The sequence below is a fragment of the Actinoplanes sp. KI2 genome (assembly GCF_025630775.1).
Lineage (GTDB): Bacteria > Actinomycetota > Actinomycetes > Mycobacteriales > Micromonosporaceae > Actinoplanes.
The window spans coordinates 133,366-156,662 of record NZ_JAOSZE010000005.1; the positions used below are offsets into that span (position 1 = coordinate 133,366).

The 23,297-nt window shown below is 69.2% G+C and carries 16 protein-coding genes and 1 tRNA gene; 2 read left to right on the forward strand and 15 right to left on the reverse strand.

Features of this window, described 5'->3' with window-relative positions:
* Nucleotides 1-296 precede the first annotated feature (296 nt).
* From ODJ79_RS07065 to ODJ79_RS07115, 11 genes are all read right to left on the reverse strand, one after another.
* Nucleotides 297-662 carry an ArsR/SmtB family transcription factor gene (locus tag ODJ79_RS07065; RefSeq protein ID WP_411267271.1) on the reverse strand — a complete coding sequence of 122 codons (366 nt, stop codon included), beginning with the start codon at nucleotides 660-662 and terminating at the stop codon, nucleotides 297-299.
* Between the two features lie 171 nt (nucleotides 663-833).
* The gene (gene polA / locus ODJ79_RS07070; protein WP_263022494.1) at nucleotides 834-3,530 is read right to left on the reverse strand and encodes a DNA polymerase I; all 2,697 of its coding nucleotides are present in this window, start codon (nucleotides 3,528-3,530) and stop codon (nucleotides 834-836) included.
* Nucleotides 3,531-3,585: 55 nt separating this feature from the next.
* Nucleotides 3,586-4,347: an amino acid ABC transporter ATP-binding protein gene (locus ODJ79_RS07075; RefSeq protein ID WP_317620641.1), complete on the reverse strand. Its 762-nt coding sequence runs from the start codon at nucleotides 4,345-4,347 to the stop codon at nucleotides 3,586-3,588.
* Nucleotides 4,344-5,351: an amino acid ABC transporter permease gene (locus tag ODJ79_RS07080; protein WP_263022495.1), complete on the reverse strand. Its 1,008-nt coding sequence runs from the start codon at nucleotides 5,349-5,351 to the stop codon at nucleotides 4,344-4,346. The genes ODJ79_RS07075 and ODJ79_RS07080 overlap by 4 nt, the downstream gene beginning before the upstream one ends.
* Before the next feature lie 7 nt (nucleotides 5,352-5,358).
* A complete protein-coding gene (locus tag ODJ79_RS07085) occupies nucleotides 5,359-6,267 on the reverse strand; it encodes an ABC transporter substrate-binding protein (protein ID WP_263022496.1) in 909 nt (302 codons plus the stop codon).
* 31 nt (nucleotides 6,268-6,298) lie between these two features.
* Entirely contained in the window at nucleotides 6,299-7,009 is a 711-nt protein-coding gene (locus tag ODJ79_RS07090) for an ABC transporter ATP-binding protein (protein WP_263022497.1), read from the reverse strand.
* Nucleotides 6,999-7,871 (reverse strand): ABC transporter ATP-binding protein, encoded by an 873-nt coding sequence (locus tag ODJ79_RS07095; RefSeq protein WP_411267276.1) that lies wholly within the window; start codon nucleotides 7,869-7,871, stop codon nucleotides 6,999-7,001. The genes ODJ79_RS07090 and ODJ79_RS07095 overlap by 11 nt, the downstream gene beginning before the upstream one ends.
* Before the next feature lie 11 nt (nucleotides 7,872-7,882).
* Entirely contained in the window at nucleotides 7,883-9,013 is a 1,131-nt protein-coding gene (locus tag ODJ79_RS07100; protein ID WP_263022499.1) for a branched-chain amino acid ABC transporter permease, read from the reverse strand.
* Nucleotides 9,010-9,960, reverse strand: coding sequence for a branched-chain amino acid ABC transporter permease (locus ODJ79_RS07105; RefSeq protein ID WP_263022500.1), 951 nt, complete (start codon nucleotides 9,958-9,960; stop codon nucleotides 9,010-9,012). Before ODJ79_RS07105 ends, ODJ79_RS07100 begins: the two co-directional genes overlap by 4 nt.
* A gap of 77 nt (nucleotides 9,961-10,037) precedes the next feature.
* Nucleotides 10,038-11,204 (reverse strand): branched-chain amino acid ABC transporter substrate-binding protein, encoded by a 1,167-nt coding sequence (locus ODJ79_RS07110; RefSeq protein ID WP_263022501.1) that lies wholly within the window; start codon nucleotides 11,202-11,204, stop codon nucleotides 10,038-10,040.
* Nucleotides 11,205-11,417: 213 nt separating this feature from the next.
* A complete protein-coding gene (locus tag ODJ79_RS07115; RefSeq protein WP_263022502.1) occupies nucleotides 11,418-12,041 on the reverse strand; it encodes an ANTAR domain-containing response regulator in 624 nt (207 codons plus the stop codon).
* Between the two features lie 129 nt (nucleotides 12,042-12,170).
* Between ODJ79_RS07115 and ODJ79_RS07120 the strand changes: the two genes are divergently transcribed.
* A tRNA-Leu gene (locus tag ODJ79_RS07120) sits at nucleotides 12,171-12,244 on the forward strand.
* Nucleotides 12,245-13,190: 946 nt separating this feature from the next.
* Nucleotides 13,191-14,033, forward strand: coding sequence for an HdeD family acid-resistance protein (locus tag ODJ79_RS07125; RefSeq protein WP_263022503.1), 843 nt, complete (start codon nucleotides 13,191-13,193; stop codon nucleotides 14,031-14,033).
* Nucleotides 14,034-14,115: 82 nt separating this feature from the next.
* Here ODJ79_RS07125 and ODJ79_RS07130 read toward each other — a convergent pair whose 3' ends face one another.
* The 4 genes from ODJ79_RS07130 to gltB form a co-directional block, all read right to left on the reverse strand.
* Nucleotides 14,116-15,000 carry an acyl-CoA thioesterase gene (locus ODJ79_RS07130; RefSeq protein WP_263022504.1) on the reverse strand — a complete coding sequence of 295 codons (885 nt, stop codon included), beginning with the start codon at nucleotides 14,998-15,000 and terminating at the stop codon, nucleotides 14,116-14,118.
* Nucleotides 15,001-15,063: 63 nt separating this feature from the next.
* Nucleotides 15,064-16,500, reverse strand: coding sequence for a pyruvate kinase (pyk, locus tag ODJ79_RS07135; protein ID WP_263022505.1), 1,437 nt, complete (start codon nucleotides 16,498-16,500; stop codon nucleotides 15,064-15,066).
* 333 nt (nucleotides 16,501-16,833) lie between these two features.
* On the reverse strand, nucleotides 16,834-18,306 hold the full coding sequence (locus ODJ79_RS07140) for a glutamate synthase subunit beta (RefSeq protein WP_263022506.1): 1,473 nt from the start codon (nucleotides 18,304-18,306) through the stop codon (nucleotides 16,834-16,836).
* Nucleotides 18,299-22,879, reverse strand: coding sequence for a glutamate synthase large subunit (gene gltB / locus ODJ79_RS07145; RefSeq protein ID WP_263022507.1), 4,581 nt, complete (start codon nucleotides 22,877-22,879; stop codon nucleotides 18,299-18,301). Before gltB ends, ODJ79_RS07140 begins: the two co-directional genes overlap by 8 nt.
* Nucleotides 22,880-23,297 lie beyond the last annotated feature (418 nt).

Here is a 23,297-nt window from a genome sequence, read left to right on the forward strand (position 1 = left end):
CGGGGTTTGCGGTACCGAAAAGCGGCCTCTCCTCATCAGCCTCGAAGGGGCGATCGCCCGCGGAGCGAAGCGAAGCCAGCCAGCTCAGCCGCACGTGACAGTCCCCCCACGCGACTCATCCGGTCAACCGCACCCACCCGGCCAAGCCAGAGCAAAGCGAAGCCAGCCAGCTCAGCCGCACGTGACAGTCCCCCCACGCGACTCACCCGGTCAACCGCACCCACCCCGCCAAGCCAGAGCAAAGCGAAGCCAGCCAGCTCAGCCGCCGGTCAACCGCACCCACCCGGCCAGCCAGCTCAGCCCAGGAAGTTCTGCCCAGCGTCGAGAAGGGCTGCCAAGACCGTGAGACCCGCCGGTATCAGCCGGTAGTAAACCCACGTACCCCGCCGGTCCGCGTCGACCAGGCCGGCCTCGCGCAGCACCCGCAGGTGGTGCGAGATGGTCGGGCCGGTCAGGTGGAAGGCGCCGGTCAGGTCGCAGACGCAGACCTCGCCGCCGCCCGCGGAGGCGATCATCGAGAGCAGCCGGAGGCGCACCGGATCGCCGAGTGCCTTGAACATCGGAGCAAATCTGCTCGCCTGCGCCGGGTCCATCGGGCCCTGCGCGATCGGAGCGCCGTCGGCCGGCACGACCGCGGGCTCCCCGCTCGATTTTCTCAGCATCGGCCCAGCCTTTCCACGGGCCACCAGCCGCACACACGCCGGTCAGTCGTGTTCCGCAACCGGCACTCATCGCCGCCCACGACACCTCCGCTCTCCGAACAAGCCGCGCCGACCATACATCTACAACCTGTAGGGGGGAATCGCACCCGCCAAGCGGCCGAATCGCGTGTCCTAGTGATCGGCGCCGTTCCAGTCGCGGCCGGAGCCCACCGAGACCTCCAGCGGCACCGACAGCGGGTGCGCGCCGCCCATCTCGCGGCGGACCAACTCTTCGAGCACCTCTCGTTCGCCCGGGGCCACGTCGAAGACCAGCTCGTCGTGCACCTGCAGCAGCATCCGCGAGCGCAGGCCGGACTCCCTGATGGCGGCGTCGACCCGGAGCATCGCGACCTTGATGATGTCGGCCGCCGAGCCCTGGATCGGCGCGTTGAGGGCCATCCGCTCGGCCATCTCGCGGCGCTGACGGTTGTCGCTGGACAGGTCGGGCAGGTAGCGGCGCCGGCCGAGGATGGTGGCCGTGTAGCCGTCCTGCACCGCGCGCCGCACGACCGCCTGCAGGTATTCGCGGACGCCGCCGAACCGCTCGAAGTATTCCTCCATCAGCCCGCGGGCCTCGTCCACCCCGATGGTGAGCTGGTTGGACAACCCGTACGCGGAGAGGCCGTACGCCAGTCCGTAGTTCATTGCCTTGATCTTGCGACGCTGGTCGGGCACGACCTCCTCCACCGGGACGTGGAAGACCGACGAGGCGGTGGCGGCGTGGAAGTCGAACGCCGAGTTGAACGCCGCGATCAGCGCCTCGTCGCCGGAGAGGTGCGCCATGATACGCATCTCGATCTGGCTGTAGTCGGCGGTCATCAGCTGTTCGAAGCCCTCGCCGACGACGAACGCGCGACGGATCCGCCGGCCCTCCTCGGTGCGGATCGGGATGTTCTGCAGGTTCGGGTCGGTCGAGGAGAGCCGGCCGGTCGCGGCGACGGTCTGGTTGAACGTGGTGTGGATGCGCCCGTCGTCGGAGACCGACTTGAGCAGACCGTCGACAGTGGATTTGAGCTTGGCGACGTCGCGATGCCGTAGCAGGTGCGCCAGCAGCGGGTCCGCGGTCTGCGCGTACAGGCTCTGCAGGGCGTCGGCATCCGTTGTGTACCCGGACTTGATCTTCTTGGTCTTGGGCAGGCCGCGCTCGGTGAACAGGATCTCCTGCAGCTGCTTGGGCGAGCCGAGGTTGAACTCCCGGCCGACCACCTCGTGCGCGGCCTGCTGCGCCGCCTTGACCTCGGCCGCGAAATGCGCCTCGAGCTCGGAAAGGTAGTGCGTGTCGGCGGCGATGCCCAGGTGCTCCATCTCGGCGAGCACGCGGGACAGCGGCTGCTCGACCTCGGTCAACAACAGCTGGGAAGCGCCGCCATCGCGGGACAGCTCCTCGGTCAGCACGTCGGCCAGGTCGAGGGTGGCGCGGGCCCGCAGCATCAGGCCCTCCTCCGCCGCGGAGTCGTGATCGTCGAGACCGGCCAGCAGGTCGAGCTGACCGCTCGGCGGCTCCTCGACGCGCAGCTCGCGCTTGAGGTAGCGCAGGGCGAGGTCGGTCAGGTCGTACGCCCGCTGGTCGGGTTTCGCCAGGTAGGCCGCGAGGGCGGTGTCGACGCGGACGCCCTCGAGGCGCCAGCCGTGCGCGCGCATGGCCAGCGACGCGGGCTTGGCGTCGTGCACCACCTTGGGCCGGTCGGGGTCGGCCAGCCACGCCGCGACCGCGGTCTCGTCGGCCTGGTCGAGCGCGGCCGGGTCGAACCACCCGGCCGGGCCGTCGCCGGTGGCGACCGCGATGCCGGTGAGGGTGCCCGTGCCGCGGCCGAAGGTGCCGGTGACGGCGACGCCGACCGGCGCCTCGGCGGCGTGCCGGGTGAGCCACGCGGCGACCTCGCCGGCGCGCAGTTTTTGCCCGGACAGGTCGAACCCGGCCTCGGCCTCGGGCTCGACCGCGTCGAGGTACGAATACAGCCGCTCCCGCAGGACCCGGAACTCGAGCGCGTCGAAGACCTGGTGGACCGCCTCGCGGTCCCACCCGTGCCATTTCGCGTCGGCCGGCGTCAGCGGCAGGTCGAGCTCGCGCTTGAGCGCGTTGACCTCGTAGTTGCGCAGCACCCCGGCCAGGTGGGCGCGCAGGTTGTCGCCGGCCTTGCCCTTGATCTTGTCGACGTTGGCGACGATGCCGTCGAGACCGCCGAACTCGGTGATCCACTTGGCGGCGGTCTTGTCGCCGACGCCGGGCACGCCGGGCAGGTTGTCGCTGGCCTCGCCGACGAGCGCCGCCTTCTCCCGGTAGCGGGACGGGGGCACGAAGTATTTCGCCTCGATGGCCTCGGGGGTCATCCGCCACACCTCGGAGACGCCGCGCACCGGGTAGAGGATCGTGGTGTGCTCGTCGGCCAGCTGGAACGCATCCCGGTCGCCGGTCGAGATGATCACTTCCATGCCGGCCTCACGGCCCTGGCGGGAGAGGGTGGCGATCACGTCGTCGGCCTCGAAGCCCTCCTTTTCCACCACCGGGATGCGCAGAGCGTCGAGGACCTCCTTGATCAGGCTGACCTGGCCCAGGAACGGCTTCGGCGTCTCGGAGCGGCCGGCCTTGTACTCCGGGTAGATCTCGGTGCGGAAGGAGATGCGGGAGACGTCGAACGCGACCACGATGTGCGTCGGCTTCTCGTCGCGCAACATGTTGATCAGCATTGAGGTGAAGCCGAACACCGCGTTCGTCGCCTGGCCGGTGGCGGTGCTGAAGTTTTCCACCGGCAACGCGAAGTAGGCCCGGTATGCCAGCGAGTGGCCGTCGAGCAGCAGCAAACGGGGGGTCAGGGCGTCGTCGCTCACGTCCAGGAACTCTAGCCCTGGGGTACGACAGAAACTCCGACCGCCCCGGTCGCCTTTACAACACCTTGCTGAGGAACGCCTTGGTCCGGTCCTGCTTCGGATTCGCGATGACCTCGGCCGGCGGCCCCTGCTCGACCACGACGCCGCCGTCCATGAACACGACGGTGTCGCCGACCTCCCGGGCGAAGCCGATCTCGTGGGTCACCACCAGCATGGTCATCCCGTCCCGGGCCAAGTCCTTCATCACGTCGAGGACCTCGCCGACCAGTTCCGGGTCGAGCGCGCTGGTCGGCTCGTCGAACAGCATCAGCTTGGGCCGCATCGCCAGCGCGCGGGCGATCGCCACCCGCTGCTGCTGTCCACCGGAGAGCTGGCCGGGGTAGTTGTCCTTCTTCGCACCGAGCCCGACCCGCTCGAGGAGGCCGGCCGCGCGGTCGCGTACGGCAGCCTTGTCCTCCTTCTTCACCCGGCACGGCGCCTCCATGACGTTCTGCAGGACGGTCATGTGCGGGAAGAGGTTGAACCGCTGGAACACCATGCCGATCTGCTGGCGCTGGCGGGAGACGTCGCTGTCCTTCATCTCGTGCAGCTTGCCGCCGCGCTCGTGGTAGCCGACCAGGTCGCCGTCCACGAAGATCTTGCCGGCGTTGATCTTCTCGAGGTGGTTGACGCAGCGCAGGAACGTCGATTTGCCGGAGCCGGACGGGCCGAGCACGCAGCACACCTCGCCCGACTTGACGACCAGGTCGATGCCCTTGAGCACCTCCAGCGAGCCGAACGACTTGTGCACGTTGTCGGCCCTGACCATCTCGGTCATGTGGACCCCCCTCCGTCGGCGGCGATCCGGCCGCTCTGCTCGGCCTCGATGTCGCGCAGCTTCTGCCGGGCGCGACCGGTAGCGCCGTAGCCCTTGCCGAAATGCCGCTCCAGGAAATACTGACCGATCATCAGGATCGTGCACAGGATCAGGTACCAGATCACGGCGGCGACCAGCACCGGGAACACCACGAACGTCCGGGCCGCCACCGCGTTGAGCTGGAAATACAGCTCGAACGTGACCGGCACGTAGGCCACCAGCGAGGTGTCCTTGACCATCGCGATGACCTCGTTGCCGGTCGGCGGCACGATCACCCGCATCGCCTGCGGCAGCACCACCCGGCGCAGCACCTGCGCCCGGGACAGGCCCAGCGCGGTGGCCGCCTCGGCCTGACCGGAGTCGACCGACTGGATGCCGGCCCGGACGATCTCGGCCATGTACGCGGCCTCGGACAGGCCCAGCGCGAGCATGCCGGCCACGAACCCGGCCAGCAGGTCGCTCGCCTTCACGCTGAAGAACTGCGCGTTCAGGTCGTCGATGCCGAACAGCTTGCCGATCTGATGGTCGAACGGCAGGCCGAACCCGATCCGGGTCCACAGGATGTTCAGGTTGCCGAACAGCACGGCGAGCACGAGCCGTGGCACCGCCCGGAAGAACCAGGTGTAGACGAACGCGACCGACTTCAGGACCGGGTTGTCCGACAACCGCATGATCGCGATGAAGACGCCCAGGACGATGCCGATCAGCATCGACGTGATGGTCAGCAGGATCGTGCCGCGCAGGCCCTCGAGCACCGGTTCGGTGAACATCACGCCGCGCTTGCCCGGCGCGTACGAGACGAAGATGAACTTCCAGTTGAACTGGTGGTTCGTCAGCAGCACGTGCACGAACATCGCGGTCAGCACGCTCATCACCGCGATGAGAACCCAGCGGCCGGGGTGCCGCACGGGCACGGCCTTGATCGGTTCAGGCCGTGCCCGCTCGGTGGTTGTCTGGTCGGTCATCGACGGATCAGACGGTCGGGTTCACCGCGGGGTCGGTGATCCCGCCCGCGTCGACGCCCCATTTCGCCAGGATCGTCTTGTAGGTGCCGTCGGCGATCAGCGCCTTCAACGCGCCCTGGACCGCCACCGCCATCGTGTCGGCCTGGTCCTTGGGCAGCACGTAGCCGTACGGCGCCGAGTCGTAGATGGAGCCGAGCAGGGCCAGCTGGCCGTTGGTCTGCTTCACCGCGTACGCGCAGACCGGCGAGTCGGCGAGCATCGCGTCGTCCTTGCCGGTCACCACGGCGTTGGTGGCGTCCGACTGGGCCTGGTACTGGTCGACGGTGATCTTCGCCTTGCCGCCGTCGGTGCACTTCTTCGACCGGGCCGCGATGTCGTCGGCCTGGACCGTCGAGGTCTGCACGGCGATCTTCTTGCCGCAGGCGTTGTCCGGGTCGATCGTGGCGCCGGCCTTGGCCGCCCACTGGGTGCCGGCGCTGAAGTAGCTCACCATCGTGACCTCCTTCAGCCGATCCTTGTTGATCGTGAAGGAGGAGACGCCGGCGCCGTACTTCTTGCTGTTCACGCCCGGGATGATGCTGTCGAACTTCGCCGACTGCCACTCCGCCGTCAGGCCCAGCTTCTGGGCGACGGCGTTGAACAGGTCCACGTCGAAGCCGATGACGGTCTTGCCGTCGGCGTCCAGGAACTCACTGGGCGCGTACGTCGAGTCGGTGCCGATGACGAGCTTGCCGGCCGCCTTGATGTCGGCCGGGACCTTCTCGGCCAGGCTCGTGTCGGCCGAGGCGCTGGTCGTCGGCGTCGTGCCGCTGCCGGTGCTGCCGGACTCCGAACCGCAGGCGGCCACGGAGGTCGTCAGCGCCACCGCGACGGCCAGCCCGAGGATCGCCCGACGGCCTGAGGGGGTGCGGAACATAAAAAACTCCTCTGTTGCAAGAAATATCGGGTTAAGCGACGCCCAGGTAAGCGTCCTTGACCGCCGGGTCGTGCAAGAGCTCGGCCCCGGTGCCTTCCTTCACGATCCGTCCAGTTTCCAGAACGTACGCCCGGTGTGCGCGGGAAAGCGCCTGCTGAGCGTTCTGCTCGACCAGCAGGATCGTCGTGCCCTGCTGGTTGATCTCCACGACGATGTCGAAGATCTGCTGGATCAGCATCGGTGCCAGACCCATCGACGGCTCGTCCAGCAGCAGCAGCTTCGGCCGGCTCATCAGGGCCCGGCCCACCGCGAGCATCTGCTGCTCGCCGCCCGACAGCGTGCCCCCGGACTGCTTCTCCCGCTCCTTCAACCGCGGGAACAGGCCGAACACCCGCTCCATGTCCTCGTCGATCTCGGCGCGGACCCGGCGCGTGTAGGCGCCCATCTCGAGGTTTTCCCGCACCGTCATGCCGGGGAAGATGCCCCGTCCCTCCGGCGACTGCGACACCCCGCGGACCACGCGCAGGTCGGCGCGCATCTTCGTGATGTCCTGGCCGTCGAACTTGATCGTGCCCTGCGACACCGGCCGCAGGCCCGAGATGGCCCGCATGGTGGTCGACTTCCCGGCGCCGTTGGCGCCGATCAGGGCGACGATCTCGCCCTCGCCGACGGTCAGGTTGATCCCGTGCAGGGCCTGGATCCGGCCGTACGCGAGGGAGATGTTGTCCAGCTCAAGCAGCATCGGTGGGCACCCCCAGATACGCGGCGACGACCGCCGGGTTGTCCCGCACCTCGGCCGGAGTCCCCTCGGCGATCTTCTTGCCGAACTCCAGCACCACGATCCGGTCGGTCACGCCCATCACCAGGCGCATGTCGTGCTCGATCAGCAGCACCGTCACGCCGAGATCCCGGATCCGGCGGATCAGCTGCAGCAACTCCACCTTCTCGGCCGGGTTGAAGCCGGCCGCCGGCTCGTCCAGGCAGAGCAGGGTCGGGTTCGTCGCCAGGGCCCGCGCGATCTCCAGCCGGCGCTGCTCGCCGTACGAGAGATTGCGGCTGACGTCCCCGGCCCGGTGCGCGATGCCGACGAAGCGCAGCAGCTCGAGCGAGCGTTCCCGGCCGGAGCGCTCCTCCTGCCAGTGCCGTGGCAGCCGGAACAACGCGCTGATCACGCTCGTCTTGTGGTGCGCGTCCGCGCCCACCATGACGTTCTCCAGCGCGGTCATCTCCGGGAACAGCCGCACGTTCTGGAAGGTACGGGCGATGCCACCGCGGGTGATCTCGTGCTTCTTCTTGCCGACGATCGACTCGCCGTTGAACCGGATCCCGCCGCTGGTCGGCCGGTACACCCCGGTCATCGCGTTGAAGCAGGTCGTCTTCCCGGCGCCGTTCGGCCCGATCAGGCCGAAGATCTCGCCCTTGCGCAGCGAGAAGCTGACGTCGTTCAGCGCGACCACACCGCCGAACCGCAGCGTCACGTGATCGACCTCGAGAAGAACATCCGGATCGTGTACGCCGGAATCCTCGCCACCGGTGCCGCCCGTCGGAGCGGGCTCGTCGATCGGGCGAGCGTTGAGACGGTCGAGCTCCTCGGGAGTCTCCATATGCGGCTCACTCACTGCGGAGCCACCTCCTTCTCCCGGTCCTTGAGCTCCATGGCCCGGCGCCGGCTCGGGATGAGTCCCTGCGGCCGCAGAATCATGATGACGATGATGATGACGCCGAACATCGCGAACCGGTACTCGTAGAGGTCCGTGCCGCCCAGCGAGATGCCCCGCAGCCGGTCCGGGATGTACGAGATCAGCGCGCCACCCAGGATCGCGCCTGCCATGTTGCCGGAACCGCCCATGACCACGCCGGCCAGCACCAGGATCGAGAACTGCAGGATGAACGTCGACGAGTTGATGAAGCCCTGCTCGCCGGCGAACAGCACGCCGCCCAGGCCACCGATGAACGCGCCGACCGAGAACGCCCACAGCTTGAACTTGGTGGTCCGCACGCCCATGATCTCGGCGGCCTCCTCGTCCTCCCGGATCGCCAGCCACGACCGGCCCACCCGGCTGCGGTCGAGGTTTCGCACCCCGAAGACCACCGCGATGATGACCACCAGACCCAGCCAGAAGTACGGCGTCGCGTCGGTCACGCCGAAGATCGGCCTACCGCCCGACGAGCCCGGCGGGTGCGGCAGCTCGGTGAAGCCCCGGTCGCCGCGGAACGTCTGCGTGTTCGTCGCGACGATCCGGATGATCTCAGCGAAGCCCAGCGTCACGATCGCCAGATAGTCGCCGCGCAGCCGCAGCGTCGGCCAGCCCAGGATCAGGCCCGCCAGCATCGTCGCCGCCAGCGCCACCGGCGCCGCGGCCAGCCACGCCCACCCGGTGTGCGAGTACAGCACGCTGTCCTTCGAGGTCAGCAACGCCGTCCCGTACGCGCCGATGGCGAAGAAGCCGACATACCCCAGGTCCAGCAGGCCGGCGTAGCCGACCACCACGTTCAGGCCCAGCGCCAGCAGCACGTAGTAGGACATGTTGAACAGCGACGACGGCCAGTCAATGCCCGTGGTGACGATCTGCGGGCCGATCACCGGGATGTCCCCGGCGTACGGCAGCAGGAACGCCAACGCCGTGAACGCCAGGATCACGATCCAGCGCACCCACACCGGCAGCCGGCCGAACCAGCCCCGCACCCCACCGTTCGCCCGGAAGCTCGCCTTCTCCTTCTCCGGGGCCACCGCAGTGTCGCTCATGCTCGCGCCCTTCCGAGAGACTCACCCAACAGACCCGTCGGACGGAACATCAGGATCAGCACCAGCAGCACGAACGCCGCGCCGTGCAGCCAGCTCGAGCCGAACAGGCCGGCCGCGTAGTTCTGCAGCACACCCAGCAGCAGGCCGCCCAGCAGTGCGCCGCGCAGGTTGCCGATACCGCCCAGCACCGCCGCGGTGAACGCGTCGATGCCGAGCAGGAAGCCCGCGTCGTACTTGGTCACGCCGATCTTCAGGTCGTACATCACCGCCGCGATGCCCGCCATCAGGCCGCCCAGCAGGAAGACCAGCGAGATCACCCGCGACTTGTTCACACCCATCAGGGCCGCGCTGTCCGGGTTCTGCGCCACCGCGCGAATGCCCCGGCCCAAACGCGAACCGTTGATGAAACGATCCAGGACGAACATCATCACCAGCGCCAGCACCACGATCAGGATCTGCAGGTTCGTGATGTGCGTGTGGCCGATCGTGATGACCGTCCGCGCCTCGATGATCGGCGGAACACCCCGCTGGACCCGGTGCGTCGCCACACCCACGGTCTCCGAGATGGCCAGCGACGCGCCGATGGCGGTGATCAGGAACGCCAAGGGCGGCGCGTTACGGCGCCGCAGCGGCCGGTATGCCACCAGCTCCACCAGCAGCGCCAACAAGCCCGAGGCGATGATCGCCACGACCAGGCCCAGCGCCATGTAGCCAAGCATCGCGCCAAAACTCGGAGGGGCTGAGTTCTGGTCGAGACCGAACCATCCCCAAGCGATCAGACACGCGTACGTGCCGATCAGAAAGACCTCGGAGTGGGCAAAGTTGATGAGCCGCAAAACACCGTAGACCAGGGTGTATCCCAGGGCGAACAACGCGATGATCGCGCCCTGCGCCAGACCGGCGACGGTGAGCGGCCCGAAATTGTCAATCAGACCGGAGAAGTTCACGGGGGGCTCCAAACAACGAGGTCGGTGCGGCCGGAGATCATCCGGCCACACCGGCCCTACGAAGAGTTACGACGCGTTCAGGAGACCTTGATCTCCTGGTCCTTCACCGGGTTACCGGTCGCGTCGAACTTGAACGCCCACACCTTGATCAGGGACGGGTCCAGCTCGCCGGTCGACGTGAACTTGTACGTGTTCGCGATGCCCTTGTAGTTCACCGTGGACAGGTAGTCGTTCAGCTTCTGCGGCGTGGTGTTACCCGCGTCGATACCCTGCAGCAGGATGTTCGCCGCGTCGAACGCCACGTCCGAGTACGTGCCGGCGTCCTGGTTCCACTTCGCCTTGTAGTCGTTCACGAAGGTGCCGCCGGCCGCCTCGGGCGGCGAGCACGGGCAGGTCACCACGGTGCCGACCGCAGCGGCCGTGCCGGACGCCTTGGCCAGACCCGGGTCCTTCATGCCGTCGCCGCCGAGCAGCGTGCCCTTCCAGCCCGCCGCCGACAGCTGCTTACGGATGATGCCCGCGTTCGTGTAGTAGCCGCCGTAGAACAGCGCGGTTGCGCCGGACTGCTGCACCTTCGTCACCAGCGCCGAGAAGTCCGACTGCTTGCCGTCGCCCTCGGTCTTGTCCGTCTGCACGACGAGCGAGCCGAGCTTCGACTTCACCACGTCGGCCAGACCCGCGCCGTACGCCGACTGGTCGTCCGCGACGAACACCTTCTGCGCCTTCAGCACATCCTTGATGTACGAAGCGGCCGCCGGGCCCTGCGCGTCGTCGTTCGCCACCGCGCGGTGGAAGACCTTCCAGCCGCTCGACGACAGCGACACCCGGGTCGCCGACGGGGTGATCGTCGGGATACCGGCTTCCTGGAAGATCGGGTCGGCCGCCTCGGACTCACCCGAGAACGGCGGGCCGACGATGCCGAGGATCTTCTTGTCCGCCACCAGGCTCCGTGCGACACCGGGAGCGACCTCGGCCGCGCCCTGCGAGTCGAACTTCGCGACCGTGATGCAGTCGGAGCCCTTCTGCTTGTTGAACTGATCCACAGCCAGCTCGAAGCCCTGCTCGATGTTGACACCGAGGTTGGCAGCCGAGCCGGTGAGAGCGCCGAAGAATGCGAGCTTGTAGCCGCAGTTCGAGCCGCCCGCCGTGTTGTCGCTGCTCGAAGACTTATTGCAAGCAGCGGCACCGGCGATGAGCCCGATGATGGCCACCCCGCCGATGGCTCGTGCGAGAACCTGCCTCAAGGTTGGAACCCCTCCTCCATACCGAACCCACCGAGCCACCGGCGGCCGATTGGCACTTGCGTGCGCTCACGACCGCACCGCGCTCGTCATGGGGCGGGACGCTATCCCAGTTCTCGGGCCTGCCAAAAGACTTCGATCGGGCTTTCACCGAACCGTTACGTCAGGTCATTCGCAGGCGGGAGCAGGTGTTACAACATGAGTGTTACGCCAAGGTCAACTGGTGGCCGGCTGGGCGCCCCCCGCTTCCTGACTCTCCGCCAGGATCCGATCCGCCACCTCACGCATCGTCATCCGGTGGTCCATCGCCGTCCGCTGAATCCACTTGAACGCCTGCGGCTCGGTCATCTGGTACTTGGTCATCAGCTCGCCCTTGGCGCGCTCCACCGACTTGCGCGTCTCCAGCCGCTCGCTCAGGCCGGCGACCTCGGACTCCAGCGCCGCGATCTCCGCGTACCGGGACAGGGCGATCTCGATCGCCGGCACCAGGTCCGACTTCTGGAACGGCTTCACCAGGTACGCCATCGCGCCCGCCGCCCGCGCCCGCTCCACCAGGTCACGCTGGCTGAACGCGGTCAGGATCACCACCGGTGCGATCCGGCCACCGGCGATCCGCTCGGCGGCCGCCAGGCCATCCATGATCGGCATCTTGATGTCGAGAATCACGAGGTCCGGCCGGAGATCCTCGGCCAGGCGCACGGCGGTCTCGCCGTCACCGGCCTCCCCGACCACGTCGTAGCCCTCCTCGACCAGCATCTCGGCCAGGTCCAGACGGATGAGGGCTTCATCCTCGGCGATCAGCACCCGCTTGCGATCGGCCCCAGCCTGCGTGTCGGCCACGGAACCCCTACCCCCAACGCTCCCGAAGTCGCGACACCCCGGTATGTGGGTACCGCCGCCCTAAGCGTAGTAGGTAGGCTGTGGGAAGCTCATCGTGGCGTGGACAACTCGCGCGGGATGAGTTTGCTGGCCCCTGTATTCCAACCGGCAGAGAAGATGGTCTCAAACACCATACAGTGTGGGTTCGAATCCCACCGGGGGCACAAAAACCGTCGTACCCACGCGCAATGATTTCCGCGTGCGCCCTTCTCTCTTGCGTCTCGCAGCGCTCGGACTGCGCGCCGAGGGTGCGCCATTCCGCGAGATCCGCCGCGAGCCGGGATTGTCGCGCACCACGGTCGCCGGCGGGCTCCACAACCGGCGCGCCGCGCACGTAAAGATCGACAAGAGGTGCCCGCGATGTGATCGACCGCCCCGGCCGATCGACGAACCGCGGGCGTATGCCTACCTCTCGGGGCAGTTTCTCGGCGATAGCCATCTGCTCACCACCCAACGCGTGCCACTGCTGACGGTCACCTGCGACGTGCGCTGCCCGGGCTCATCCGTGCGGAGCCGCCCGCGATGCAGGCGTGCGGCGCCCGGACGGTCGGATATCCGGAGCGCGTCGGCTGCATGAGCGTTCGCGCACATTTGGATGCATTGGCCGTGCCCATTTCCGCAGCACCGCCCCGGCGCCCAAACATCTTCCGAAGATCGAGTTGGTGGATTGGCGGACAAATTGGTCGCCGTCGAGCAGAAAAGATTTCTGCGCGGCCTTTCCACTCCGACGGCAGCCGGTTCACCAATGGAACCGTCCGGAAGGGCACGACTAACACCTGTCCGCGTTACACCTTGGTTAACGAATCCACGGACATCATGGCCCGGCCCGACGTGGTGGACGACGACCGACGTGCCCGATCCCACACCGGCCGGCGGCAATCGGGCACCACCCGGTCACGCTGCGCGGTCTTGCTCTCGGCAAGGTGCTGAGTTGGTAATGACCGGCCAAGACCGCTGGTGCTCACCGCCGCGGCCTGGCCCAGGTTGTCGGAGGGACCGCTCGGCGCCGGTGAATCTGGGCGAACGGCGGATCGCCGCCGGACCCGGATGTTGTCATGGCAGGGGACACCTTCGGCAGGAGGCCTCATGTTGTGGTCTGGTTCCTCCCCCATGACGGTCATTCGCGACAGCATGTGGGGTGTTCTGCTGTTCGCGGGGGTGGCGTGGCTGGCGATCGGGTGGACCGTGTTGCGGCTGGAGCCCGCCGTGACGCAGGTGGCCGGGCCGGTGGTGCTGTTCGGGGCGTTGTGCGAGGCGGTCCGGGCGCTGTCCGGGACGCGTACCTGGTGGTTGAGCGCGGGGATGGCGGTGCTGTTCACGGCGACCGCGGCGATTCTGCTGCTCGATCAGGACGCCACGTACGCCACGTGCGCCTCGCTGGTCGGCTGGTTCCTGATGGTGCGGGGCGCGATGGACGTCGCGGTGTCGACGATGAACCGCGGGATCGACCGCACCTGGGGGCTGATGCTGGCGGTCGGGATGGCGGAGGTGGCGCTGGGCTACTACGCGGCCGGGCCGCTGGCGCGTACGTCCGACTCGCTGATCCTGGTGCTCGGCGCGCTGGCCGTGCTGCGGTCGGTGGCGGATCTGGTCACGGCGCTGCGACTGCGGGAGGTGTCCGTCGGCCGTGACATCTTGCATCTGACGCCGGAGCGGATGGCGGGCGTGGTCGGGTACTCGGCGGGGCTGGCCGATTTCGAGGAGAACCCGCCGACGAAGGCGAAGCACCGGGCCGACTCGCCGCGGCCGAAGTCGTTCCACGAGGAGGTCCTGCGCAGCACGATGGACCTGGATGCCAAGATCGCGCAGGCCGGTGTGATCGGCACCGGCAAGCCGCCGCCGATACCGAAGGAATGGCCGCCGGTGCCGGACTCACCCGCGGGAGTCGAGTCGGCAAAGAAGATCGAGCCGGCCAAGACCACCGAGCCGGCGAAGAACATCACTGAGGAATGAAATGTCCCCCGCTCCGCCGGGCGGGATCCGCGATTCGGCCAGTCGCCAGGCCGGCGTCCCGTCCGGCGGGGCCGGCAATCGGTCAGGCCCGGGAGCCGACCCGGCGCAACAGACCCTCCTGCACCGCGCTGGCGATGTGCCGCCCGTCCTGGGTGAACATCCGCCCCATGGCGAGCCCTCGGCTCCCGCTGGCCGACGGGCTGGTGCAGTCGTACAGGAACCACTCGTCGGCTCGGAACGGCCGGTGCAACCACAACGCGTGGTCGAGGCTGGCACCGATCACCCCGCCGGGCCCCCAGACCTCGCCGTGCGCCGAGAGTACCGAGTCGAGCAGCGACAGGTCCGACGCGTACGTGAGGGCACAGGCGTGGATCAGCGGGTCGTCCGGCAGGACGCCGTTGATCCGCATCCACACCCGCTGCTGCTCGCTGACCACCCGGTCGCCCGGCGGCACCCAGCCCGGCACCCCGACGTACCGGACGTCGATGGCCTGCGGCGACGTCGCGAAGATCCCGGCCCGCGAGGGGTACCGCTCCACCCAGTCGGCCATCGTCGGCACCTCGTCCGGGCCGGGCACGTTCGCCGGGGCGGGCAGATAGTGGTCGAGGCCCTCCTCGCGCACCTGGAAGGAGGCCGACATGAAGAAGATCGTCCGCCCGTGCTGCTGGGCCACCGAGCGCCGCACCGAGAAGGATCGGCCGTCGCGGATGTTCTCCACGGTGAACCGGATCGGCTCGTTCGGGTCGCCGGGGCGCACGAAGTAGCCGTGCAGCGAGTGCACGAACCGGTCCGGCTCCACCGTGCGGCCGGCGGCGACCAGGGCCTGGCCGGCGACCTGGCCGCCGAAGACGCGTTGCGCACCGGTCTGCGGGCTCTCGCCCACGAACGTGGCCGCGTCGACCTGCTTGAGGTCGAGGATCTCGAGCAGCTGGTCGACGGCGGCCTGTCCGCGAAGAGGCGCATTCACGCCCCTGAGCCTAAGCCGCGGTCAGGGGCGTGAAACCGGCCGAGTGGCCCGCGATGATAGCGATCACACCGTGGCCGGGTCGACCAGCGAGCCCAGCTGGTGCACCCGGAGCGTGTTGGTGGAGCCCGGCGCGTTCGGCGGGGAGCCGGCCACGACGAGCACGTAGTCGCCGGGCTTGGCCAGCCCGAGACCCAGCATCTTCGCGTCGACCTGCCGGAACATGTCGTCGGTGTGCTGCACGAAGTCGGTGAGGAAGGTCTCCACGCCCCAGCTGAGCGCCAGCTGGTCGCGCACCGCGGGGACCGGGGTGAACGCGTACAGCGGGAGCTCGCAGTGCAGCCGGGCCAGCCGCCGCACGGTGTCGCCGGTCTGCGAGAACGCGACCAGCGCCTTCGCACCGATGTTGCGGGCGATCTGGGACGCCGCGACGGTCAGCGCGCCGCCGTGGGTGCGCGGGTCGTGCTGCAGGCGCGGCACCGGGATCGAGCCGGCCTCGGTGGTCGAGACGATCTTCGCCATCGTGCTGACCGTGAGCACCGGGTACTTGCCGACCGAGGTCTCGCCGGAGAGCATCACCGCGTCGGTGCCGTCGAGCACGGCGTTGGCCACGTCGGAGGCCTCGGCGCGGGTCGGCCGGGAATTCTCGATCATCGAGTCGAGCATCTGGGTCGCCACGATGACCGGCTTCGCGTTTTCCCGGCACAGCTGCACGGCGCGCTTCTGCACCAGTGGCACCTGGTCGAGCGGCAGCTCGACGCCGAGGTCGCCGCGGGCCACCATGACGCCGTCGAAGGCGAGCACGATCTGCTCGAGGTGGTCGACCGCCTCGGGCTTCTCCACCTTGGCGATGACCGGGATGGTGCGGCCTTCCTCGGCCATCACGTTGTGCACGAGCTTGATGTCGTCGGGCGAGCGGACGAACGACAGCGCGATCAGGTCGACGCCGAGGCCGAGGGCGAACCGCAGGTCCTCCTCGTCCTTGTCGCTCATCGCCGGGACACTGACCGCGACGTTCGGCAGCGAGACGCCCTTGTTGTTGCTGACCGGGCCACCCTCGATGACCAGGCAGCGGATGTCGTTGCCCTCGACGCCGGCGACCTCGACGGCCACCTTGCCGTCGTCGATCAGCAGCCGGTCACCGGTCTTGACCTCCTGCGGGAGCTTCCGGTAGGTGCAGGAGACGCGGTCGACGGTGCCCGGGATCTCGTCACTGGTGATGGTCACCAGGTCGCCCGTGTTCCACACGTGCGGCCCGTCGGCGAACTTGCCCAGGCGGATCTTCGGACCCTGCAGGTCGGCGAGGACGGCAACCGCGCGGCCGGTCTGCCGGGCGGCCTCGCGCACGAGGTCGTACACCTTCTGGTGGTCCTCGTGGCTGCCGTGGCTGAAGTTCATGCGGGCCACGTCCATGCCCGCCTCGACGAGCCCGAGCATGCGCTCTGCCGATGCGGTGGCGGGACCCATGGTGCAGACGATCTTTACGCGGCGTGTCACAGCCATCAGGCTAGTCTCTCTTCCGGATCGGCCCTCTGACCGACCCCCGTCATGCGGATGAACGGTTGGCGAGGCCTTCCCACCAGGATCTTCCGGTGGACGCGCTGCGCCTTCGAGCGGGCTTCGACGACCGCGCGCAACAGCTTAATCGGTTCCGATTTGTGTTTCCTACGACAACCCCATATCCCGTACGAGGCGGTCGCCGTCACCGACCGCAACAACGGCCGTCCCCGCCTCGCCAACGCGAGCCGGGTGCATGGGGACGCCGTGGACGCGAGTCTCGCGTGTGGCGGTTGGTCACCCGACACAGGCCGCCCGCCGGAGCGGGCGGCACCCGTGTCAGACGCCCAGGGGCTGGGCGGACGAGCGGACCGGCGCCGGCAGCTCGCCCTTGGCGCCGAGGTAGGCGTGGATCGCGGCGGCCGCCGAGCGGCCCTCGGCGATCGCCCAGACGACGAGCGAGGCGCCGCGGTGCATGTCGCCGGCCACGAAGACGCCCTCGGCGTCGGTCTGCCAGGTGGCGTCGGCGTCCAGCACGCCCCGCCGGTTGCGGGTGATCCCGAACTGTTCGAGCAGCGGCTGCTGCTCGGTGCCGTCGAAGCCGATCGCCAGCAGCACCAGGTCGGCGCGCAGGTCCCGCTCGGTGCCGGGGGTGACGCTGACGGTGCGGACGCCGTCGATCCGCTCGACCACGACCTCGGCGACCCGGATCGCCCGGACGTTGCCCTCGCCGTCGTCGATGAACTCCTGCACCGCGACGCCGAAGACCCGGTCGCCGCCCTCCTCGTGTGCCGGGTAGTTGCGCAGGATCACCGGCCAGGTGGGCCACGGGTGCAGGTCGCCGGAGCGCACCTCGGGCGGCAGCGGGTACTGGTCGAGCTGGATGACGTTGGCCGCGCCCTGCCGGTGGGCGACGCCGAGGCAGTCCGCGCCGGTGTCGCCGCCGCCGATGATCACGACGTGCTTGCCGGCCGCGTCGATCGGGGTGGTGTCCTGCAGGCCGGCCACGACCCGGTTGGCCGGGACCAGGTGGTCCATGGCCAGGTGCACGCCGTTGAGCTCGCGGCCCGGCGTGGACGGGGTGTCCCGGCCGGCCAGCGCGCCGGCCGCGAGCAGCACCGCGTCGAACCGCTCGCGCAGGTCCTCGGCGGTGATGTCGACGCCGACGTTGACGCCGGTCTGGAAGACGACGCCCTCGGCCTCCATCTGGGCGAGCCGCGCGTCCACCACCGCCTTCTCGATCTTGAAGTCGGGGATTCCGTAGCGCAGCAGGCCGCCGATCCGGTCGTCGCGCTCGAACACGGTGACCGCGTGCCCGGCCCGCGCCAGCTGCTGGGCGGCGGCCAGCCCGGCCGGGCCGGAGCCGACCACCGCGACCCGCTTGCCGCTGGGCTCGGGCGCCTGCTGCGGGCGCACGTAACCGCGCCGGAACGCCTCGTTGGCGATCTCGACCTCGACCTGCTTGATGGTCACCGGGTCGTCGGCGATCCCCAGCACGCAGGCGGCCTCGCACGGCGCCGGGCAGAGCCGGCCGGTGAACTCCGGGAAGTTGTTGGTGGCGTGCAGCGCCTCGGCCGCCGACTGCCACGCCCCGGTGCGCACCAGGTCGTTCCAGTCCGGGATGCGGTTGCCCAGCGGGCAGCCCTCGTGGCAGAACGGGATGCCGCAGTCCATGCAGCGGGTCGCCTGGTCGCGGATCAGGTCCTCGCCGGCCGGCGGGTAGACCTCCCGCCAGTCCCGGATGCGCACCGGCACCGGGCGCCGCTTGGGCAGCTGCCGCTCGTAGCGGAGAAAACCGTTCGGATCAGGCACCCTTGACCCCCATGACCGCCTCGTCGACGTTGCGACCGGCGGCTTCGGCGGTCCTGATCAGTTCCATCACACGCTTGTAGTCGCGCGGCACCACGGCGGTGAACCGCCCGACGGCGGCCGGCCAGTCGGCCAGCAGCCCGTCGGCGACCGACGAGCCGGTCTCGGCCAGGTGCTTGCCCACCAGGCCGCGCAGCACGTTCTGCTCGTCCGGGGTGAGCGGGGCCAGGTCGACCAGCTCGGGGTTGACCCGGGTCGGCACCAGGTCGAGCACGAACGCGGTGCCGCCGCTCATGCCGGCCGCGAAGTTGCGCCCGGTCGGGCCGAGCACCACCACGGTGCCGCCGGTCATGTACTCGCAGCCGTGGTCGCCGACACCCTCGACGACGGCGGCGGCGCCCGAGTTGCGGACCGCGAACCGCTCGCCGGCCCGGCCGCGCAGGAACAGCTCGCCGGCGGTCGCCCCGTACAGGATGGTGTTGCCGGCGATGATGTTGTCCTCGGCGACGAACGGCGCCCGCTCGTCCGGCCGCACGATCACCCGGCCGCCGGAGAGCCCCTTGGCGACGTAGTCGTTGGTGTCGCCGATCAGCCGCAGGGTGACGCCGTGCGGCAGGAACGCGCCGAACGACTGCCCGCCGGTGCCGCGCAGGGTGAACGTGATGGTGTCGTCGGGCAGGCCGGCGCCGCCGAAGCGGCGGGTCACCTCGCCGCCGAGCATCGCGCCGACGCTGCGCTGGTCGTTGCGGACCGGCAGCTCCTCGGCGACCTTGTCGCCGCCGTCCAGCGCCGGGCGGGCCAGCTCGATGAGCTGGTTGTCCAGCGCCTTGTCCAGGCCGTGGTCCTGCGCGACGATGCCGCGACGGGCGGCGTCGTCGGGCAGCTCGGGGACGAACAGCACCGGCGACAGGTCGAGGCCGTGCGCCTTCCAGTGGTCGACCGCGGGCCGGATGTCCAGCACCTCGGCGTGGCCGATCGCCTCGTCGACGCTGCGGAACCCAAGCGACGCCAGGTACTCGCGGACCTCCTCGGCGAGGAACATGAAGAAGTTCTCGACGAACTCCGGCTTGCCGGTGAACCGCTCGCGCAGCACCGGGTTCTGGGTGGCGATCCCGACCGGGCAGGTGTCCAGGTGGCAGACCCGCATCATGATGCAGCCCGACACGATCAGCGGCGCGGTGGCGAAACCGAACTCCTCGGCGCCCAGCAGCGCCGCGATCACCACGTCCCGGCCGGTCTTGAGCTGGCCGTCGACCTGCACGGTGACCCGGTCGCGCAGCTTGTTGAGCAGCAGCGTCTGCTGCGCCTCGGCCAGGCCCAGCTCCCACGGGGAGCCGGCGTGCTTGAGCGAGTTCAGCGGGGACGCGCCGGTGCCGCCGTCGTGCCCGGAGATCAGGATGACGTCGGCCTTGAGCTTCGCGACGCCGGCCGCGACGGTGCCCACGCCGATCTCGCTGACCAGCTTGACGTGCACCCGGGAGGCCGGGTTCACCATCTTCAGGTCGTGGACCAGCTGGGCGAGGTCCTCGATCGAGTAGATGTCGTGGTGCGGCGGCGGGGAGATCAGGCCGACGCCCGGGGTGGCGTGCCGGGTCTTGGCGATCCACGGCCACACCTTGTTGCCGGGCAGCTGGCCACCCTCGCCGGGCTTCGCGCCCTGCGCCATCTTGATCTGCAGGTCGTCGGCGTTCACCAGGTATTCGCTGGTCACGCCGAAGCGGCCGGAGGCGATCTGCTTGACCGCCGAGCGGCGCTGCGGGTCGTACAGCCGCTCGACGTCCTCGCCGCCCTCGCCGGTGTTGGACTTGCCGCCCAGCCGGTTCATCGCGATCGCGAGGGTCTCGTGCGACTCGGCGGAGATCGAGCCGTAGCTCATCGCGCCGGTGGCGAACCGCTTGACGATCTCGGTGGCCGGCTCGACCTCGTCCAGCGGCACCGGCGTACGGTCGCCGCGGAACTCGAACAGGCCGCGCAGCGAGCCGGCCTGCGACGCCAGCTCGTCCACCTTCGCCGTGTACTTGCGGAACACGTCGTACTGCTTGGAGCGGGTGGCGTGCTGCAGCAGGAAGACCGTCTCGGGGTTGAACAGGTGCACCTCGCCCTCGCGGCGCCACTGGTACTCGCCGCCCACCTCCAGCCGGCGGTGGCTGCGCTCGGCCGGGTTCGCCGGGTAGCCCTTCTCGTGCCGGGCCTTCACCTCGGCGTGGATCTCGGCGAGGCCGGCTCCGCCGATCCGCCCGCTGGTGCCGGCGAAGTAGCGCTGCAGCAGCTTGTTGTCCAGGCCGACGGCCTCGAACACCTGGGCGCCGCAGTATGACGAGACGGTCGAGATGCCCATCTTCGACATGATCTTCAGGACGCCCTTGCCGAGCGCCTTGACGTAGTTGCGGACCGCCACGCGCGGGTCCATGCCGGCCAGCGGACCGGTGGCGATCAGGTCGTCCACGGTCTCGAACGCCAGGTACGGGTTGACCGCCGCGGCGCCGTAGCCGATCAGCACGGCGGCGTGGTGCACCTCGCGGCAGTCGCCGGACTCGACGACCAGCGCCACCTGGGTGCGCGTCTGCTCACGAACCAGGTGCTGGTGGACGGCCGCGGTGAGCAGCAGCGACGGGATCGGCGCGAGGTTCGCGTTGGAGTCGCGGTCGGAGAGGACCAGGATGCGTACGCCGTCCTCGATCGCCTCCGAGACGTGCCGGCAGATCTGGGTGAGGCGCGCCTTGATGCCGGCCGCGCCGTCCCGCAGCGGGTACAGGCCGCTGACCCGCACCGCCTTGAAGCCGGGCAGGTTGCCGTCCTCGTCGATCGACAGCAGCTTCGCCAGCTCGTCGTTGTCGAGGATCGGGTAGGGCAGCACGATCTGCCGGCAGGACGCCGGGCCCGGGTCGAGCAGGTTGGACTCGGGGCCGAGGGTGGCGGCCAGGCTGGTGACCAGCTCCTCCCGGATCGCGTCCAGCGGCGGGTTGGTGACCTGCGCGAACATCTGGTGGAAGTAGTCGAACAGCAGCCGCGGCCGGGCGGACAGCGGCGAGATCGGCGTGTCGGTGCCCATCGAGCCCAGCGGCTCGGCGCCGGTCCGGGCCATCGGCGCCACCAGGATCTTCAGCTCCTCCTCGGTGTAGCCGAACACCTGCTGGCGGCGGGTCACCGAGTCGTGCGTGTAGATGATGTGCTCGCGCGGCGGCAGATCGGCCAGGTTGATCAGCCCGGCGTGCAGCCACTCGTCGTACGGCTGCGCGGCGGCCAGCTCGGCCTTGATCTCGTCGTCGTGCACGATCCGGCCCGCGGCGGTGTCGACCAGGAACATCTTGCCCGGCTGCAGGCGGCCCTTGGCGACCACGGTGGCCGGGTCGAGGTCGAGCACGCCCGCCTCGGAGCCCAGCACGACCAGGCCGTCGGCGGTGTGCCACCAGCGGCCCGGGCGCAGGCCGTTGCGGTCGAGGACGGCGCCGATCTGGGTGCCGTCGGTGAACGCGACCGCCGCCGGGCCGTCCCACGGCTCCATCAGGCTGGCGTGGAAGCGGTAGAACGCGCGCCGCTTCGCCTCCATCCCCGGGTCATTCTCCCACGCCTCGGGGATCATCATGAGCATCGCGTGCGGCAGCGTACGGCCGGCCAGGTGCAGCAGCTCGAGCACCTCGTCGAAGCTGGCCGAGTCGGACGCCTCCGGCGTGTTGATCGGGAACAGCCGCTTGATGTTGCCGGGCAGCACCGACGACTGCAGCAGCGCCTCGCGCGCCGCCATCCAGTTCTTGTTGCCGCGGATCGTGTTGATCTCGCCGTTGTGCGCGATGAACCGGTACGGGTGCGCCAGCGGCCAGGACGGGAAGGTGTTGGTGGAGAACCGGCTGTGCACCAGGGCGATCGCGCTGGCGACCCGCTCGTCGGTGAGGTCCGGGAAGAACTCGGGCAGCTGGTCGGGCGTGAGCATGCCCTTGTAGGTGATGGTCCGGGCGCTCAGCGAGGGGAAGTACGCGCCGACGCCACGCTGCGACGACTCCCGCTCGGCCTGCTTGCGGATGGTGAAGGCGACCCGGTCGAGCTCCAGCCCGCTCAGCGCCTCGTCCTTCGGGCCGGCCGGCGTGTCGGTGAGCCGGTGCGCCGCCAGGAAGACCTGCTTGATCGCCGGGCGGGCCTCCTCGGCCGTCGCGCCCAGCCCGTCGGCGCGCACCGGGACGTCGCGCCAGCCGAGCACCTCGCCGCCCTCGACGAGCGCGTACTTCTCCACGATTTTGATCGCGCGGGCCGCGGCGTCGCCGTCGTTGGGCAGGAAGACCAGTCCGGTCGCGTAGTAGCCGGGAGCGGGCAGCTCGAACTCGGCGACGGCACGATAGAAGGAGTCCGGGACCTGGATCAGGATGCCGGCCCCGTCGCCGGTGTTTTGCTCGGCGCCGCGGGCGCCCCGGTGGTCGAGCCGGATCAGCGCCGACAGGCCCTTGGCGACCACGTCGTGGGAACGGCGGCCGTGCAGGTCGGCCACGAAGGCCACGCCACAGGCGTCACGCTCCTGCGAAGGGTCGTACAGTCCGCTCTTCTGTGCGAGCTGACGCGGTCCCTGGGGGTGCGGATATGCCACCGGGCCTCCTGTCGTCTCTGGTGTTACAGATCAAGGTCGGGACGACGTCGGCCCTGCAGAGTCTCTAGAGTCTACGTTAAGGGGGACCGATCTCCGCCAGTTCGGATGGATCACACTTGGATCGGGGCGAACTCGCACGTACGCGGGCAATTTGCTAAGGAGTTCTCGGCGGCGCTTCGTCGCGCCATTCGATAGTCTCGCGCGGTGGCGTACCCGGATTCCGACGTCTTCGTCAGGCTCGAGCGTTTCTACGACGCTCTCCCCCGACCCTACGCACGGGTGGAGAACGTCGGGGGGCTTGTGCTGTTCATCCGCGAGGGCGAGGGGTGGCCCTATTACGCCCGGCCCCGGATAGGGGCTCCGACGCCATCCGCTGCTGATATTACTGCCGTCCGGCGCAGACAGCGAGAATTAGGGG

Excerpts from the sequence above, each read along its gene's own strand:
- ODJ79_RS07080 (WP_263022495.1), bottom strand. The coding sequence starts at position 5,351 with ATGACCGACCAGACAACCACCGAGCGGGCACGGCCTGAACCGATCAAG.
- ODJ79_RS07090 (WP_263022497.1), bottom strand. The coding sequence starts at position 7,009 with ATGCTGCTTGAGCTGGACAACATCTCCCTCGCGTACGGCCGGATCCAG.
- pyk (WP_263022505.1), bottom strand. The coding sequence starts at position 16,500 with ATGGCTGTGACACGCCGCGTAAAGATCGTCTGCACCATGGGTCCCGCC.
- ODJ79_RS07065 (WP_411267271.1), bottom strand. The coding sequence starts at position 662 with ATGCTGAGAAAATCGAGCGGGGAGCCCGCGGTCGTGCCGGCCGACGGC.
- ODJ79_RS07095 (WP_411267276.1), bottom strand. The coding sequence starts at position 7,871 with ATGGAGACTCCCGAGGAGCTCGACCGTCTCAACGCTCGCCCGATCGAC.
- ODJ79_RS07125 (WP_263022503.1), top strand. The coding sequence starts at position 13,191 with ATGACGGTCATTCGCGACAGCATGTGGGGTGTTCTGCTGTTCGCGGGG.
- ODJ79_RS07100 (WP_263022499.1), bottom strand. The coding sequence starts at position 9,013 with ATGAGCGACACTGCGGTGGCCCCGGAGAAGGAGAAGGCGAGCTTCCGG.
- ODJ79_RS07085 (WP_263022496.1), bottom strand. The coding sequence starts at position 6,267 with ATGTTCCGCACCCCCTCAGGCCGTCGGGCGATCCTCGGGCTGGCCGTC.
- ODJ79_RS07075 (WP_317620641.1), bottom strand. The coding sequence starts at position 4,347 with ATGACCGAGATGGTCAGGGCCGACAACGTGCACAAGTCGTTCGGCTCG.